Source organism: Micromonospora sp. NBC_01412 (genome assembly GCF_045040215.1).
GTDB classification, from domain to species: Bacteria; Actinomycetota; Actinomycetes; order Mycobacteriales; family Micromonosporaceae; genus Micromonospora; species Micromonospora rubida.
Genome location: NZ_CP109528.1, coordinates 7,746,898 through 7,762,836, shown reverse-complemented (window position 1 = coordinate 7,762,836; position 15,939 = coordinate 7,746,898). Strand labels below are relative to the sequence as shown.

Below are 15,939 nucleotides of genomic sequence, written 5' to 3'. Positions count from 1 at the left end.
AGACGTCCTGTGGGGGTCAGCTGAAGAAATAGAGCTGGCTCAGCGGGAGGTTCCTGGCCGCCGGCACGGTCGCGTGAACGCCGTCCATCTTCACCGCGAAGGTCTCCGGATCGACCTCGAGCTTCGGCGTCCTGTCGTTGCGGACCATGTCCCGCTTGGTCAGGCCCCGCGTCCGGTAGACCGGGAGGATCTGCCGTTGCAGGCCGAGCTCCTCGCCGATCCCGCACTCGTGGGCGGCGCGGGACACGAAGGTCACGCAGCTCTTGGCGAGTTGGCTGCCGAAGGCGCCGAACATCGGGCGGTAGTAGACGGGCTGCGGCGTCGGCAGCGAGGCGTTCGGGTCGCCCATGATCGACCAGGCGATCAGCCCGCCCTTGAGGACCAACTTCGGCTTCGTGCCGAAGAAGGCCGGCTCCCAGAGCACCAGGTCGGCCATCTTGCCCGGGGTCACCGACCCGAGGATGTGCGAGATGCCCTGGGTGATGGCCGGGTTGATGGTCATCTTGGCCACGTAACGCAGCACCCGGAAGTTGTCGTTGGAGGACGAGTCCTCGGCGAGCTTGCCGCGGGCGATCTTCATCTGCCCGGCGAGCTGGATGGTCCGCAGCCAGGTCTCGCCGACCCGTCCCATGGCCTGCGAGTCGCTCTGCATCATCGAGATGACGCCCTCGTCCAGCAGCACGTCCTCGGCCGCGATGGTCTCCGTGCGGATCCGGCTCTCCACGAAGGCGACGTCCGAGGGGACCGACGGGTTGAAGTTGTGACAGACCATGATCATGTCGTAGAGCTCGGACTGGCTGTTGATCCCGTAGGGGACCGTCGGCGTGGTCGAGCTCGGCAACACGTTCATCTCGCCGGCGATCTTGATGATGTCCGGCGCGTGCCCACCGCCGGCACCCTCGGTGTGGAAGGTGTGGACGGTCCGGCCCTCGAGCGCGGCGATGCTGTCCTCGATGTAGCCGCTCTCGTTGAGGGTGTCGGTGTGGATGCTGACCTGCACGTCGTATTCGTCGGCGACGGCCAGGCAGGCCCGGATCACCGCGGGCGGCGCACCCCAGTCCTCGTGGATCTTGAAGCTGGGCGCGCCGGCCAGGATCTGCTCCACGAGGGGCGCGCGGCCGCTGCTGTTGCCCTTGGCCATGATGCCGAAGTTGACCGGGATGTTCTCGAAGGACCGCATCATCGCGTGGATGTTCCACGGGCCGGGGGTGATGGTCACGCCGTTGCTGCTGTCGGTGGGCCCGGTGCCGCCGCCCCACAGCGTCGTGACGCCGTTGCTGAGCGCCGCGTACGCCTGTTGCGGCGCCACCAGGTGCACGTGCGCGTCGATGCCGCCGGCGGTCAGGATGAGGTGCTCGCCGGAGATGGCGTCGGTGCCCGGCCCCACCACCAGTTCGGGGGTGACCCCCTGCATCACGCGCGGGTTGCCCGCCTTGCCGATGCCGGCGATCTTGCCGTTCTTGACGCCGACGTCCGCCTTGACCACGCCGAGCGTCGCGTCGACGATGGTCACGTTCGTGATGACGAGGTCGAGGGCGCCGGCGGCGTTGGTGTACTGATTGTCGACGCCCATGCCGTCGCGCAGCGTCTTGCCGCCGCCGTACATGACCTCGTCGCCGAGGACGCGGAGGTCCTTCTCGATCTCGATGTGGAGGTCGGTGTCTCCCAGTCTGATCTGGTCGCCCGTGGTGGGGCCGTACATTCCGGCATATTCTTTGCGTGAAATCTGGCTCATCGAAGTCTCTCCCGTGCCCAAGGTCGGCAGCCCGCGAAATGGTGGACCTACTGCTTCTTGCTCTTGGTGTCTTCCTGCTTCTCCGGACTGGTCTTGAAACCCCGGGTCTTGGCGACGTGGATCGCCCTGATCCGGTCGGGCCGGTAGCCGGGGGTGGGCCCGTCGCCGGTCCAGCCCTGAACCAGGCCGTTGAACCCGTAGACCCTCTGAGTACCGGCGAAGGGAACGAGCTGCACCGTCTTCTTGTCGCCCGGCTCGAAGCGGATCGACGTCGTCGCCGGAATGTTCAACCGCTTGCCGAAGGCCGCTTCGCGATCGAACGCCAGCAGGCGGTTGACCTCGAAGAAGTGGAAGTGCGAGCCGATCTGGATCGGTCGGTCGCCGGTGTTCTGCACGACCACCTCAGTGACCGGTCGACCGGCGTTGAGTTCCAGCGGCTGGTCGCTGAGCAGGTAGCCGCCGATGGGTCGAAGGTGCTTCGAATTAGGGCCGGGATGTTGCTTGGCCATTTCGCCCCCGCTTTCCTGGAGACCGCGTCTCCGCTTGTACCCCTATCGGATGGGTGAGTGGACGGTGACCAGCCGCGAGCCATCGGTGAAGACCGCCTCCACCTGGATCATGGGCAACATGTCCCCAACGCCCGGCATCACGTCGTCCGCGCTGAGGACGCTGCGCGCCTCGTTCATGACCTCTTCGACGGTCTTGCCGTCGCGTGCCCCCTCCAGCGTGGCGGCGCAAATCACCGCGACGGCCTCGGGGTGATTCAGCTTCACTCCTCTGGCCCGTCGGGCGTTGGCCACCACGGCCATCGAGAGAATCGTGAGCTTGTCGAATTCCTTCGGTGTCAGATGCACTGTCCTGATCCTTCGCGACTGTCGATCGAGAGAGCCGCCAGTCAGTCCGGGTAGGCGCGGCGGCCGGCCTGGTGCGGCTGTGGGCACCTTTGGGCGAGACTGGAGTATTTGCCCGTTGCGACGTGGTTTGTCCCTGTCGCTTTTCCGGAGGTTATCAGTCACCCTCGGCGATTGGGGTCGGAACCGAAACCTCGCAGCGGCTGCGTCCCGCCACTGTCGATGCTGGGCGTACAACCCTGCGGTAAGGGCGGACGGGGTGGATCTGGCGCCTACCGCTCGCGTTGCGCGGAGTGGGGCCGGGACGCCCTGGTCGCGGGCGGCTCACCCGTCCGTTCGTGCACCACCGCGCCAGGGGCTCTGGGTTCAGGTGCAGGGGCGAACAGCCCGGCTCGTCCAAGGCCGGCCCGGCCCCTTCAGAATCACCGCCGGCGTCACGGTCCCGCCCGGTCAGGTCGGCCAGGTCAGCACCGAACTGAACGAGCCCCTGTCCGCCGGCAGATGGCATGTCCGACTGGAACTGGCCAGTGGGACGGTGCGACGCACAGCAGAAGCACGATCACCCTTCCCGTACCGGTCAGGTCGGACACGGGTGAACACGTCGCAGCGGTGGGCCGCAGTCAGGGCGTGGCGTCCTGTCCGGCCGGGGTCAGGAAAGCGGAGGTGGTCTCCGGCCCGCAGGCCGGAGACCACCTCGCGTTCGAGGTCGCCGAGCGGGGGTCAGCCGCCGGTGATGGAGAAGGTCGAGCCTGGTTCCTTCACGATGTTGCCGTCGGCCGAGTTGGTGATGGTGACGTTGGTCAGGTTGGCGTTGCCGCGAGCGCCGCTCATCGCGAGGATGCCGGCGCCGTTGTTCGATTTGTCGATCCTCACGTTGGTGATCGCGACGTTCGGCATGTTGCCTCCGCCGTTCTTGAACTGGATCCCGTCGTAGGTCGAGTCGTGGACCTCGGTGTCCCGGATGGTGACACCGGTGATGTCCGTCGTCGACGGGAACAACGTGATCGCCCCGAACTCCTGGTCCTCGTTCCAGAAGACGCCGCCGCACCGGTGGAGCGCGTTGTTGGCGATCAGCGTCGTGCCGGAGAACGGCAGTGGGCTGTGATCGGTCGCCAACATGATGCCGGGATAGTTCATCGTGTCGTAGATCAGGTTGTTCTCGATCGTGTTGCCGTAACCGCCGTAGATCGCGATTCCGTTAGCCCGCCAGGGCAGCTGGATGGTGTTGTTGACGAAGTGGTTGTCGTGTCCGACGTCCACCGTGGTGTCCTTGACGCGGGGGTTGGCCCAGACGGCCAGGGAGTCGTCGCCGGTGGTGCGGAACGACGAGTTGAACACCCGCGAGTTGCGTGTGCCGTTGGAGAAGTTGATGCCGTCGGCGTAGGTGTCGCGGATCCGCATGCCGGTGAACTCGAGTCCGTCACCAGGGTTCCAGTAGGCGGGGGTGTCGGAGTAGTCGCGCCCGACCCAGGCGCCGACGTTGACGTGTTCGATCCACACGTTGCTGATCTTCGTGTTCCTGCCGAGTCGCCCGTTCAGCCCGTGCCCCCGGTTGGCGCGGTTGGTCGTCATGCCGAAGATGGCGAGGTCGGAGATCTGGGTGTTGTCGTCGATGTCGAAGCCGACGTTGCCCTCGTGCGGGTGGTTGATGTTGCCCACCACGTTCTGCGGCTCGGTGGACGTGTAGAGCTGGGAGTGCCACATGCCCGCCCCGCGGATCGTGACGTTTCGGATCCCCTGCTGGTTGTACTGCCCGCGCGTCGGATCCGGCGAGAGGATCTTCTGCTCCTGTCGCCACTGGCCGGCCGGGATCCAGACGCAGCTGATGACGCCGTTCTGGTCGTCCGTCACGGCCCGCTGAATGGCGGCCGTGTCGTCGCCTCCGTCGTCGGGTACCGCGCCGTAGGCCGTGATCGAGGTGCACTCGGCCGGCTTGGTGGCCGGGGGCGCCACCTGTTCCAGGTCGATGAGGTCGATGATGTAGAACGACGCGGTGTCGGTCGCATCCCGTTGCAGCTTGAAGCGGGTGCCGGCCGGGTAGGACTGCGGCAGCAGGGCGTGCGACTCGTCGAACAGCCGCCGGGCGTTGGCCTGGGGCGTGTTCGACAGCGATTCGGTGTCGTCAGTGGTGCCGTACAGCCAGCTGTTGCGCGACGAGAGCGTCAGCTTCTGGGCGAACGCGTCGTTGACGTAGAGGCTGATGCTGGCGTTGATGCCGCCGCCGTTGGGCGCGTCGGGGATGGAGTTGCGCACCACGATCGAGTTGGACGGGTTGGTCGAGGTGAACTCGACGAACTGCCCGGTGCTGTTCAACCGCACCGACTTGCGCCCCGAGGATTCGGTGCCGAAGTTGGTGTGCCCGAACGTGCGTAGGGCGTCGGCTTCGAGCAGGGTTCCCTGGTAGCGGGCGGCCTCGGCCTCGTACTCGACCCAGGGCACCGATGCTCCACGGCCGACCACGATCGCCTGGGAGAACGAGTTGTTCGACTCGTTGGTCTCGGCGATGACGTTGGTGGCATCGGCGGTGGCGGTGATGGTGGCCCCGCCGGCGGTGGCGGTCCAGCTGCCGCTCATCGCGACGTTGACCGTCGCACCGGCGGTCACTGCGGCGGTGGTGGTGTTCAACGTCGTGCCGCCCACCGCGAGCCGGGTCACCGAGGCGGCGGTGGTGCCGGTGATTCCGCGGTTCTTGACCGCGACGGTGAAGGTGACCGGCGCTCCGACGGCCGGGTTCGGCGGAGTGGAGGTGATGCCGACGACCTGGAGGTCGGGGCCGGGGGCCTGGGTGACGACCAGCTGCGCGGGCACGGTGAAGCTGTTGTTGTCGTTGTTCTGCTCGGCGACCGTGTTGGCCGGGTCCACCGTCGCGGAGACGCTGTAGCTGCCCATCGCCTGAGCCCCGACGTTCGCCGAGACAGTGGTCGAGGCGCCGACGGCGAGCGCGCCGACGGGAGTGCTGCCCACCACGGTGCCGCCGAGCTTGAAGTCCACCCTGGTCGCACCGGCGGCTGCGGTGCCCGTGTTCCTGACCGTGGCCGACAGGGTGATCGGGGTGGCCTCGCTCGGCGTCGCGGGGGTCCAGCTCGCCGTGGTCACGACGAGGTCGGGGTTCGGGGCCCAACCGCCCAGCACCTGGAGGTCGGCGACCTGCCCGCCCGGCGCGCCGGTGTTGCTGAAGAACTTCAGCTGCACATCGGCCGCCCGGCCCGTGACCGGGATCGTCACGGAGTTCTGGTTGCCCGACGGGTTGAAGGAATAGTTCGCCGGGGCGTTCAGTGAGGTGAAGCCGGTGGCTGTCTGCGCGCGGCCCAGGACCTGGAGGTTCTGCGTGCGGGCACCCCAGACCGGGTCCGGGTTGAGCTTCACCACGACCGCCGTGACGTCGGCGTCGGCACCGAGCTTCACCGTTAGGGTCGACGGGAATCCGGCCGACTCCCAGTACGAGGTGGGGCTGCTGTCGTTGGCGTTGGCTGCGACGAAGGTGAAGGTCGACGAGGATGCCTCGATCGGCTTGCCTCCGGCCAGGTTGGTGCCGCCGGGCTCACCGGGGCCGCCGGGGTCGCCGCCGTCCACGCCGTAGATCTCGAACTCGGAGATCTGGGCGGCGGGCCAGCCGGTGTTGCCGGTGATGGCCAGCCGTACGTAGCGGACGGCCGCCGCGGCGAAGTCGACGGTGACGGTGTTGGCCGATGCCGGGTCGAACACCCGACCGGCCGACCCGGAGAGCGTGCTGAAGCTGCTCCCGTTGGTGCTGCCCTGCACGGCGAGGGTCTGCGTACGGGTGCCCCACGCGGTCGAAGGGGGGAGTTTCAGCTTCACCTGGTCGATGTTGACGCTGCCGCCGAGGTCGATCTGGACCCACTGGGGAAACGCGTTGGACGGGCTCTCCCAGTACGTCTGCTGGTTGCCGTCGTTCACATTGGCCGCGACGTAGCTGCCGGTGGATCCGCTCGCCGAGACCGACTTGCCGGATGACAGGTTGGGGCCGCCGGCCGCGAGCGCGGGGGTGGATGAGATCGCCGGAACGCCGATCAGACCGGCGGCGAGCAGGCCGCTGATCAGCCGTCGGCTGAGCTTCCTTCGTTTCATGGCGTCCTTGTTTCCGTGAGATCGGTGGTGGACCTTGCAGCGGAGATCGCGACGGCGAGGGCAGGGCGGTGCGGCCCCGCGACGTCGGCGGGCCGGGGCGGGACAGGGAGGTGAGGAGGCCGGCGGAACGCCGGAGGACCCTACTGTCAGGATCTTCCAGACGGCCACAGAGAAATTTCGGCCTTACTGTCGACTTCTTTCTACGATGCCTGTCAATGTTTCAGACATGTCGCTGGTTCGTCAACGGCTGGTACGCGGGAACCGGCTCCCCCGGGCAGCGCTCGCCGGCCTCGGAGACGCGAGGACCGAAGACGTGGGTCTCCCCGCTCTGCGGGTTGCGGGCATGCCGGACAGCCGGGTCTGACCCGGCCGTCGGTGGAGCGGACAGTCAGGCTGCGGCGGTCGGCCGCACGACGATCTGGCATCCGGCACCTGAGCGTGACCGGTGCCACGACCTGCGTCCCGGGCAGCCCGCAGGGTGGCCAGGTGGCGGCCACCGGTCGCCGGCTGCGGTGTGTTCGGCGGGAGTCAAGGGCGCGCGGACGAGGCCGGCGCGACGCCCGGCGGGGTGTCGAGCCAAGCCCCGATCAGCCTCCCGCCCGCGCTCCCACCATGCGGCACCGGGACGGCGACCAGCACACCTGGACGATCGACACCGAGAAAGCCTCTTTCACGCCTAGCCAGCCGACCCCGCGCAGCCCGTCGAGCCGCGCCGGCCGTCGAGCCGCGCAGCAGCCGACCCCGCGCAGCCAGCTGACCCCGCGCAGCCCGTCGAGCCGGACAGGCCGCCGACCCGCACCGGCCGACGAGCCTGTGGCGCCTGATGGGCGGCCCGGATTCACGGGCCGCAGTAGAGCAGACGGTTCGGGGTACCGGCGACGACGCCGGTGACGACTCCGGTGGTCGACCGGCCGACCAGGTAGCTGGCGACCTGGGCCGGGGTCCAGCCCGGGTTGGCCGACAGGGCCAGCGCGGCGCAGCCGGCCACGTGGGCCGAGGCCGCCGAGCCGCCGCTGATCGTGGCGGTCGCGGAGTCGCCGGTGTACCACGTGGACGAGATGTTCGCCCCCGGGGCGAACATGTCGATGCAGCTGCCGTAGTTGCCGTTCGGCATCCGGGCATCGGTGGACGAGGTGCCCACCACGGTCAATGCGCCCGGTACCCGGCCGGGCGAGTTGTTGCAGGCGTTCCCGCCCGAGCTGCCCCCGGCGGTGACGTAGGTGATCCCTCGATTGATGGAGTTGGTCACCGCCGCGTCCAGGGCGGTGGTGACCGGCCCGCCGATGGCCAGCTCCACGACCGCCGGCCGGAGGGCGTTCGCCGTGATCCAGTCGATCCCGGCGATCACCGTGGCGGTGGTGCCGCTGCCGGTGCAGTTGAGCACCCGGACCGGGTGGATCTGGACCTCCTTGGCCACCCCGTAGCGGGTGCCGCCGATCGTGCCGGCCAGGTGGGTGCCGTGGCCGTTGCAGTCGTCCGCGGGAAGGGCGCCGTCGACGAGGTCGATCCCGCCGCTGACCCGGCCGGCGAAGTCCGTGTGGGTGGCCCGGACGCCGGTGTCGGCGACGTACACGTGCACGTTGTGCGCGGTGTTCGGGTAGGCGTACCGGCCGTCGAGCGGCAGGTTCCGCTGGTCGATCCGGTCCAGTCCCCACGACGGCGGATTGATCTGCACGCCGGGGCCGATCAGCGGCGTGACCCGGTTCTGTTCCACGTATGACACCGCCGGGTCGGCCGCGAGGCGGCGGGCGGCCCGCTCCGTGAGCCGTACCTCGAATCCGGCCACGGCGCTGCCGTAGACGTGGCCGACGGTGCCCCCGTAGCGGGCCCGCAGCCGGTCGGCGGCCTCGGTGACCTCGGCGGCGGCGTCCGCCCCCACCGACGCGCGGACCGGGGCCTCCCGGAGCACGACGAGGTAGCTGCCCGGTACGGCGTCGGCGGTGCCGGCGTGGCGGATGGTTCCCTCGGTGGCAGTCCCGGCGGCTGCCTGTCCGCCCGGGAGCACTGCGGCGCTCAGGGCGGTCGCCAGGGCGAAGGCGAGCACCCGACCCCGCACGCGTGAACTGGTCATTCTTCTCCTCACCGGATGGGACCGGCCCCGGGGTGGGATCGCCTCGGAGCCGGTGGGACGACGGTGCTGATCAGAAGGTGGGAGCCAGGTGCGGCAGGCGCTTCGGCGAACCCGTTCCCGGGCTGGCGATCACGCCGGTCGTGGCTCGGCTGACCAGGTACGAGTGTACTGATCGAAATGAATCTATGGTAGGCGTTGAGTGGTCGGGCGACTGCGCGTTTCGGCAGTCGGTGATCATGGATCGGAACCAGGTCCGCGAAGACCCTGTGGCCGTTCTGCCGTCCTGATCATCAAACCGCGACCGGGCGGCGCCTCCAGGTGTTCCTTGACGGCTCACACCCCGCCGCGTCCCGCTGAGGACGTCGACCAAAGCCCTGGACGCTCGACAACCCGAGGCGCGGACGCTGCGCCACTCGACGAGCGAGATCCTGGTCACATCGTCCACCGCACCTGCTCGTCTCCACCCCGAACGACGCGCGCAACCGGGAAGGAAACGGACCAAGGACGCCCTCCTGCCGGATGAGGCGTACGGTTGCCATGTCGCCCGGGTCCCCGGTGGCCCCGCCAGTTCCGCCGCCGCCAACCCCTGACGGGCAGTGAGCAACGCCCAGCTCCGTCGCGACAGCGACCACCCTGACCGGTGGCCCCTCGGTCAACCTGGAGATTCGTGGGCCCACCGAGACGGGGCCCACCGCCTTCCACACCGCTGCCCCCTCCGAGCCGGGAGGGGGCCACGGCCGTACCCACGGTTCAACAAAGGGAGCAGACGATGAGGATCGCACGGCACCGGATTGTCGACGCCCTTCGCGGGCGGGACCAGCACGCCAGAGCCGACTGGGTCGAGCATGAGCTGCCGGAATGGGTGGACCCCGCCAAGCACACCGGGCTGCTCGTGACGCTGCGTCTCGATCCGGCCGAGCTCGCCGAGGCGTCATCCCCGTGAGGGTCGCTCTGCTCGGGCCGGTGGCGTGGCGGACACCGCCGCACCACTACGGCCCCTGGGAGCAGGTGACGGGCCTGCTGGCCGAAGGGCTGACCACCCGCGGGGTGGACGTGACACTATTCGCGACGCTGGACTCGGTCACCTCCGCCACCCTCGACGGCGTCTGCCCGCGGGGGTACGCCGACGAGCCGTCGATGGACGGGCGGGTGTGGGAGGCGATGCACGTCTCGCACGCGTTCGCCCGCTCGGCGGAGTTCGACCTGGTGCACAACCACCTCGACTGGCTGCCGCTGGCCTTCGCCGAGCACTGCCGCGCCCCGCTGCTCACCACCGTCCACGGCTTCTCCGGCGCCGGCATCCTGCCCGCGTACGCCAAGGCCCGGTCGTCCTACGTGTCGATCTCCGACGCCGACCGGGTCGCCGGGCTCGACTACGTCGCCACGGTGCACCACGGCGTGGACATGACCGGGCTGCCGTTCACCCCGGAGGCCGGCCCCGGCCTGGTCGCCTTCGGGCGGATCCACCCCGACAAGGGCACCCACACCGCCATCGAGATCGCCCGGCTCGCCGGCCGGCCCCTGACGATCTGCGGCATCGTGCAGGACGAGCGGTACTTCACCGAACTGGTGGCACCGCACATCGACGGCGAACGGGTCATCTTCCTCGGCTCGGTGGGCCCCCGACGGCGCGCGGAGATCCTGGGCGCCAGCGCCGCCCTGTTGCACCCGATCGCCTTCGACGAGCCGTTCGGCCTGTCGGTGGTGGAGTCGATGGCGTGCGGCACGCCGGTCGTCGCGTACGCGCGCGGGTCCATGCCGGAAGTCGTCGACGAGGGGGTGACCGGCCTGCTCGTGAACACCGTCGAGCAGGCCGTCGACGCCGTCGCCACGGTCGCGAAGATCGACCGGGCCGGGTGCTGGGAGCGGGCGCGCCAGCGCTTCGACGCGGACCGGATGGTCGACGACTACCTCGCGGTCTACAACGACCTCATCGGCCGTCCACAGCGCTGAACCCGCTGAACGACTGACGAGCCCTGACGAACCGGACCCCGCACCCGCGGCGGCCCGGACCCGGGCCCCTTCCGCCGGCCACCCACGCCGTCCGCGTGCGCTGTCACCGGCGCGGGGCACGCCTCCTGTTCCTCGGGCGGCGGCCCACAACCGAAAGGCCCAAGCCATGCCCAGCTACGGTTTCCTCAGCACCCACCCACCGACCCGGTGCGGACTGGCCAGCTTCAACTCCCTCCTGGCCGCACACCTGACCGCCGGCGGCACCCGCGGGGGAGTCGTACGGCTCACCGGCAGGGGCGACGACCAGCGTGCCCTGCCCGACGTCGTGCACACCTGGGCGGCGGACGCCCCGGCGGGCTGGCGGGAGGCCGCCGCCGCCCTGAACGCCTTCGACGTGGCGATCGTCCAGCACGAGTACGGGATCTACCCCGGCGCCGACGGCCGGGAGGTTCTGCCGCTGCTGCGCCAGCTCGCCGTGCCGAGCATCGTGGTCCTGCACACCGTGCTCAGCAACCCCACCGCCGGGCAGAAGTCCCTGCTGGAGCAGGTCGTCGCCGAGGCCGGGGCAGTCGTCACGATGACCGAAACGGCCCGCGACCGGCTTCTCGTCGGTTACCGCGTGGAACCGGCGAAGGTCACGGTCATCCCGCACGGCGCCGACGACCACGCCGGCCTTTCCGCCCCACGCCGTACCCGTCCGCACCTGCTCACCTGGGGGCTGCTCGGCCCCGGCAAGGGCATCGAGTGGTCGTTGCGGGCCCTCGCCCGGTTGCAGGACCTCGACCCGACCCCCACCTTCACCGTCGCCGGCCGGACCCACCCGAAGGTGATCGAACACCATGGGGAGGCGTACCGGGCGGGACTGCACCAGCTCGGTGCGCAGCTGGGTGTCGCGCACACCGTGGACTACCAGTCGGAGTACCACGACCCGGCCGCGCTCGGCGCGCTGATCCGCTCCGCCGACGTGGTCCTGCTGCCGTACGACTCCCGTGAGCAGGTCACCTCCGGGGTCCTCGTCGAAGCGGTGGCCGCCGGGGTTCCCGTCGTGGCCACGCCGTTCCCGCACGCCGTCGAGTTGCTCACCCAGGGGCCCGGCCTGCTCGTACCCCATGGCAATCCGGTGGCGCTGGCCAAGGCGATCCGGCGGATCCTGACCGAGCCCGGCCTGGCCGCCCGGCTGGCCGGCCGCGTCCGGCCGGCGGCCGCGGAGCTGCGCTGGCCGGCCGTGGCGGCCCGGTACGACGCCCTCGCGGAACGGCTCACCACCGCCCGCCCGCCGGTGGTCAGCGCGGCGGCGGCGTGACCCTGACCGGAGGCCGTCCCGCCACGAGGGCCGGCAGCCCGCCGCCCGACCGCCGCCTGAGCGCGCCCGCGCCGAGCTTCGCTCATCTGGCCCGGTTGAGCGACGACACCGGCCTGTTCGAACACGCCCGGCACGCCATCGTCCGCCGGGAACACGGCTACTGCACCGACGACGTCGCCCGGGGTCTGCTCGTCACGAGCCGGGAGCCGGAGCCGACCGGCGCGGTGCTCCGGCTCGCGGAGTGCTACCTCGCCTTCCTGACCCACGCGCAGGACGCCCGCGGCGCCTTCCACAACCGGCTCGGTTACGACCGGCGCTGGGCCGACCGGCCCGGGCTCGGCGACTGGTGGGGACGGGCCCTGTGGGGCCTGGGTACCGCCGCCGCCCGCAGCCCCGCGGCCTGGATCCGGGAGGAGGCGCTCGTCGCCTTCAGCGCGGGTGCCGTGCGGCGCAGCCCCGCCCCGCACGCGATGGCCTTCGCCGGGCTCGGCGCCGCCGAGGTGCTGCGCCGTCACCCCACCCACGCCGCCGCGGCCGCGCTGCTGGCCGACGCGGCCGCCACGGTCGGCACCCCGTCGGCGGAGCCGGGATGGCCCTGGCCCCAGCCGCGCCTGACCTACGCCAGCGCGGCCCTCGCGGAGGTCGTCATCGCCGCCAGCCAACTACGCCACGACGGCCCCCTGCTCGACGGCGGCCTCCGGATGCTGGCCTGGCTGCGCGACGTCCAACTGCGCGACGGGCGGCTGTCGGTCGTACCGGCTGCCGGCTGGGGGCGTGGTGCGGCGCGGCTCCGCCACGACCAGCAGCCGATCGAGGTCGCCGCCTTCGCCGACGCCTGCGCCACGGCCGGCTCGGTCACCGGCGACCCGGTCTGGGACGTCGGGGTGCGGCAGGCCGTCGGCTGGTTCCTCGGCGACAACGACGTCGGCACGCCGATGTGGGATCCGGCCACCGGCGGCGGATACGACGGGTTGACCCCGCACGGACCCAACCTCAACCAGGGTGCCGAGTCCACCCTCGCGCTGATCTCCACCCTGCAGCACGCGCGGCGGTGGTCGTGACCCCGAACCTGGCCGTCCGGCAGAACCTCACCCTGAGTCCGGACCCGAGCCGGGTCGTCGTCAAGCTCTTCGTGCCCGGCGAGGACGCCGCCGTGGCCCGTACCCGCGCGCAGGCGCTCATCGACCGCGTCGCCCGCCTCGACGACGAGGAGACCGGCCGGCTGCTGCGGGACACCCTCCACCGATTCGGTGGCCGGCACCGTGACCTGGCCGGCACGTTCCAGCACCACTACGACCTCGTCCGGCACCGGGCGCCCCGGGCCCGGGACCTTTCCCCCACCACCCGTCTCCTGGTCGGCGCCTACTTCAGCCACGAGTACGCGGTGGAGTCCGCCGCGCTGTGCAACCCGTCGATGGTGGTCCACCCCGACCAGGACGGCCTGGAACCGGGACAGCTGCGGGTCGCGATCAGCCTGCGCCAGATCGGCGAGGGACACCTGTCCTCGATCGGGTTCGCCAGCGCCGTGCTCGGACCCGACGACCGGCTCGTCGTCGCCGGTCGCCCCGGCCCGCTCGTCGTCGGGCAGCAGGTCGCCGTACGGCGCCGCCGGGACCTGCTCGCCGCCGGACTGGCCGAGGACGACTGTGACAACGAGGTCTCCGCCACCGTGCTGGACTCCCTGCCCGAACGCTACGACGAGGCCACCTTCGAGCGGACCCTCGCCGGCCTCCCGCCCGACCTGCTCTCCCGCGGCAGCGCGCCCGGCATCGTCGAACAACTGCGACGCACCAACGCCGCCAGCTACGCCGTGGCCTTCCCCGCCGACACCAGCCTGCATCAACGGGTGCTCTGGCCGGCCACCCCGGCGGAGAGCAACGGCATGGAGGACGCCCGGTTCGTCAGGTTCGTCGACGAGTCCGGGCCGGTGTACCGGGCCACCTACACCGCCTACGACGGCCGGCGCATCGCCACCAGGGCACTGGCCAGCCGCGACCTGCGTCGCTTCGAGATCACCCCGATGCGCGGCCCGGGCGCCCGCAACAAGGGTGTCGCGCTGTTCCCCCGTACCGTCGGCGGCCGACACCTCGCCCTGTGCCGCGCCGACGGCGAGACCATCGGGCTGACCTGCCTGGACGGCGACAACCGGTGGCAGGCGCCGGTGCAGCTGCACGCCCCCGGCCGCAGCTGGGAACTGATCCAGGTCGGCAACTGCGGATCACCCATCGAGACCGACGCCGGGTGGCTCGTGCTCACCCACGGCGTCGGCCCGATGCGCCGGTACGCCATCGGCGCCCTCCTGCTCGACCTGGACCGACCGGAACGGGTCCTCGCCGAGCTCCCCGGCGCGCTCCTGGCGCCGGACGAGGCCGAACGCGACGGGTATGTGCCCAACGTCGTCTACTCCTGCGGTGGGCTCGTCCACTCCGGCCTGCTGTGGCTGCCGTACGGGGCCAGCGACGCCCGGGTCGGTTTCGCCACCGTGCCGGTGGACGCGCTCATCGCGGCGATGGTCGAACTCCCACCACCGCCCGACGGCCGGCGGGGGAGTCCCGCTCAGCGGCCGCCCGGAGACGGCTCCCGCGTGTAGTGGCGCAGCGGCTGCGACATCGGTCTAGTGGCCGCAGCCGCTGCGACGTCCGGCTACGGGGCATCCGATCCGACGTCGCGCAGGTGGCGCAGTGCCTCCGCCCAGGAGCGGCCCAGGGTGGTTTCGTGGTAGGCGATGTCGTGTTCGGCGCAGAACCGCATGATCAACGGCCGGGCTTGGCGGAGGTTGGGGCGCGGCATGCTCGGGAACAGGTGATGCTCGATCTGGTAGTTCAGGCCGCCGAGCACGGTGTCGAGGAACGCCCCGCCGCGGACGTTGCGGGAGGTGAGGACCTGCCGCCGCAGGTAGTCGAGGTCGTCCTCGGCGCTGAGGATCGGCATGCCCTTGTGGTTCGGGGCGAAGGAGGAGCCGAGGTAGAGGCCGAGAACGCCCTGGTTGACGAGGACGAACACGATCGCCTGTGCCGGGCTCAGGACCAGGAACACGGCGGCGAGGTAGCCGCCGAAGTGCAGGGCCAGCAGCCCGGCCTCGGCGGGTCGACGCGCGGTGCGGCGCTGGCCGAAGACCGCCCGGACGCTGGCGGCGTGCAGGTGCAGGCCCTCCAGCAGGAGCATCGGGAAGAACAGGTACGCCTGGTGACGGACGAGCAGTGCGCCGAGGCCGCGTCGTCGCCGGGCCTGGCCGGTGGTGAAGGACAAGGCCGCCATGGTGATGTCGGGGTCTCTGCCCTCGGTGTTGGGGTGGGCGTGGTGCCGGTTGTGCTTGTCCACCCACCAGCCGAAGCTGATCCCGGTCAGGAGGTTGCCGTGCACGATGCCGATCAGGTCGTTCACCCGGCGCGAGTGGGCTATCTGCCGGTGCCCGGCGTCGTGGCCGATGAACGCGGCCTGCGCGAACACCACCGCGAGGGCCACCGCTACGCCCAGCTGCCACCACGATTCACCCAACCGGCCGAACAGGGCCCACAGCCCGGCGTAGCAACCGACGACGAGACCGATGCGTACCGCGTAGTAGCCCCGCCGTCGGCCGAGTAGACCCTCCGCGCGGACCTGTCGGGACAGGTCGGCGTAGTCGCTGCCTCGCTGACGGTTGGTGCCAAGGCTGGTGTCGCTCATAGTGGCTGCTCCCGCTGGTCCCTGTCCGCCGGCTGACTCAGCGGCGCCGGCCCGACCGGCCGGTCAGGCGGGCCACCAACTGTTGAAGCTTCTGCTGAGTGCCGGGTTTGGCCGCCTGGTGGCGGCCACGCCGCATCAGATCACGCCCTCTGGGGCTGTTGAGTAGTTCCTTGATCCGTTGGCTCATCGATCCGGATGTCACGGCGTGCTCCCTCCCGGCCGTTCACCAGCTGATTCTCGTGCCTCTGCACCTCCAGTCTCGTCCGATCGG

The 15,939-nt window shown here is 70.5% G+C and carries 10 protein-coding genes and 1 pseudogene; 5 read left to right on the top strand and 6 right to left on the bottom strand.

Annotated features, from left to right (window positions below):
• Positions 1-16 precede the first annotated feature (16 nt).
• From OG617_RS33500 to OG617_RS33480, 5 genes and pseudogenes are all read right to left on the bottom strand, one after another.
• Positions 17-1,735 (bottom strand): urease subunit alpha, encoded by a 1,719-nt coding sequence (locus tag OG617_RS33500; RefSeq protein WP_405097089.1) that lies wholly within the window; start codon positions 1,733-1,735, stop codon positions 17-19.
• A gap of 173 nt (positions 1,736-1,908) precedes the next feature.
• A pseudogene (locus OG617_RS33495) lies at positions 1,909-2,244 on the bottom strand (urease subunit beta); the annotation flags it as partial.
• 42 nt (positions 2,245-2,286) lie between these two features.
• On the bottom strand, positions 2,287-2,589 hold the full coding sequence (locus OG617_RS33490; protein ID WP_405097087.1) for an urease subunit gamma: 303 nt from the start codon (positions 2,587-2,589) through the stop codon (positions 2,287-2,289).
• A gap of 717 nt (positions 2,590-3,306) precedes the next feature.
• Complete coding sequence (locus OG617_RS33485) at positions 3,307-6,675, bottom strand: CARDB domain-containing protein (RefSeq protein ID WP_405097085.1); 3,369 nt, start codon at positions 6,673-6,675, stop codon at positions 3,307-3,309.
• Between the two features lie 838 nt (positions 6,676-7,513).
• A complete protein-coding gene (locus OG617_RS33480) occupies positions 7,514-8,746 on the bottom strand; it encodes a S8 family peptidase (protein ID WP_405097083.1) in 1,233 nt (410 codons plus the stop codon).
• 769 nt (positions 8,747-9,515) lie between these two features.
• Between OG617_RS33480 and OG617_RS33475 the strand changes: the two genes are divergently transcribed.
• The 5 genes from OG617_RS33475 (at position 9,516) to OG617_RS33455 (ending at position 14,592) form a co-directional block, all read left to right on the top strand.
• Positions 9,516-9,689: a hypothetical protein gene (locus tag OG617_RS33475; protein WP_396684305.1), complete on the top strand. Its 174-nt coding sequence runs from the start codon at positions 9,516-9,518 to the stop codon at positions 9,687-9,689.
• Positions 9,686-10,699 (top strand): glycosyltransferase family 4 protein, encoded by a 1,014-nt coding sequence (locus OG617_RS33470; protein ID WP_405097081.1) that lies wholly within the window; start codon positions 9,686-9,688, stop codon positions 10,697-10,699. The genes OG617_RS33475 and OG617_RS33470 overlap by 4 nt, the downstream gene beginning before the upstream one ends.
• A 166-nt stretch (positions 10,700-10,865) precedes the next feature.
• Positions 10,866-12,002 (top strand): glycosyltransferase, encoded by a 1,137-nt coding sequence (locus tag OG617_RS33465; RefSeq protein ID WP_405097079.1) that lies wholly within the window; start codon positions 10,866-10,868, stop codon positions 12,000-12,002.
• Positions 11,999-13,063, top strand: coding sequence for a glycosyltransferase (locus OG617_RS33460; protein ID WP_405097077.1), 1,065 nt, complete (start codon positions 11,999-12,001; stop codon positions 13,061-13,063). Before OG617_RS33465 ends, OG617_RS33460 begins: the two co-directional genes overlap by 4 nt.
• Complete coding sequence (locus OG617_RS33455) at positions 13,060-14,592, top strand: glycoside hydrolase family 130 protein (RefSeq protein ID WP_405097075.1); 1,533 nt, start codon at positions 13,060-13,062, stop codon at positions 14,590-14,592. The genes OG617_RS33460 and OG617_RS33455 overlap by 4 nt, the downstream gene beginning before the upstream one ends.
• A gap of 53 nt (positions 14,593-14,645) precedes the next feature.
• Here OG617_RS33455 and OG617_RS33450 read toward each other — a convergent pair whose 3' ends face one another.
• On the bottom strand, positions 14,646-15,668 hold the full coding sequence (locus OG617_RS33450) for a fatty acid desaturase family protein (protein WP_405097073.1): 1,023 nt from the start codon (positions 15,666-15,668) through the stop codon (positions 14,646-14,648).
• Between the last annotated feature and the right edge of the window lie 271 nt (positions 15,669-15,939).